Below are 511 nucleotides of genomic sequence, written 5' to 3' on the forward strand. Positions count from 1 at the left end.
ACTTCCCACCGGGCGTTGTCAACATCGTCACCTCCAGCAGTCACGCTTTGGGGGCGCTGTTGGCCAAAGACCCTCGGGTGGACATGATTTCGTTCACCGGTTCTACTGCGACCGGCCGTGCCGTAATGGCCGATGCCGCGGCCACCATCAAAAAGGTTTTTCTGGAACTGGGTGGCAAGTCGGCGTTCGTCGTGCTCGACGACGCTGACCTAGCCGCTGCCAGCGCGGTATCGGCGTTCTCGGCTTGCATGCACGCCGGGCAGGGGTGCGCAATCACGACCCGGCTGGTTTTGCCACGGGCCCGTTATGAAGAGGCGGTTGCCATCGCGGCAGCCACCATGTCGTCGATCAGGCCCGGCGATCCCAACGACCCCGGAACCGTTTGCGGGCCGTTGATTTCGGCCCGACAACGGGATCGTGTGCAGGGCTACCTCGACCTGGCGGTCGCCGAAGGCGGAAGGTTCGCATGCGGTGGCGCGCGGCCGGCGGATAGAGAGGGCGGGTTCTACAT

1 protein-coding gene is annotated in these 511 nt (G+C 64.6%); it reads left to right on the forward strand.

What is annotated here, in order from left to right:
* On the forward strand, positions 1–511 hold a 511-nt coding region (locus FJM08_RS08630; protein WP_140031754.1), incomplete at both ends, for an aldehyde dehydrogenase family protein.

Source organism: Metamycoplasma equirhinis (genome assembly GCF_006385185.1).
Classification (GTDB): Bacteria; Bacillota_I; Bacilli_A; order Mycoplasmatales; family Metamycoplasmataceae; genus Metamycoplasma; species Metamycoplasma equirhinis.